The following is a 385-nucleotide window of genomic DNA, read 5'->3' as shown; positions in this document are numbered from 1 at the left end:
ACCCGATCACTGCCACCGAGTCGCCCCGCGAGATGTTGCCGGTGTTCATCGCCGCACCCAACCCGGCCATCACTCCGCATCCGAGCAGCCCGACCACCGCTGGATCGGACTGCGGATCGACCTTCGTGCACTGGCCCTCGTGCACCAATGTCTTGTCCGCGAACGCGCCGATACCCAACGCGGGCGAGAGCTCGGTCCCGTCCGCGAGGGTCATCTTCTTCGACGCATTGTGCGTATCGAAGCAGTACCACGGCCTGCCCTTCCGGCAGGCCCGGCACTCCCCGCACACCGCCCGCCAGTTCAGCACCACCACATCACCGACCGCCACATGCGTGACCGCCGCACCGACCGACTCCACAGTGCCCGCCGCCTCGTGCCCGAGCAG

General features: G+C 68.1%; 1 protein-coding gene. It reads right to left on the bottom strand.

Annotated elements, in window-relative coordinates; genetic code table 11:
* Nucleotides 1–385: alcohol dehydrogenase catalytic domain-containing protein (locus ACOQFP_RS00190; RefSeq protein ID WP_421583096.1), on the bottom strand; the 385-nt coding region annotated here is incomplete at both ends.

Source organism: Rhodococcus sp. MALMAid1271 (assembly GCF_049195265.1).
Lineage (GTDB): Bacteria > Actinomycetota > Actinomycetes > Mycobacteriales > Mycobacteriaceae > Rhodococcoides.
The sequence above is the reverse complement of the archived record's forward strand: the minus strand, read 5'-3'. Positions and strand labels throughout refer to the sequence as shown.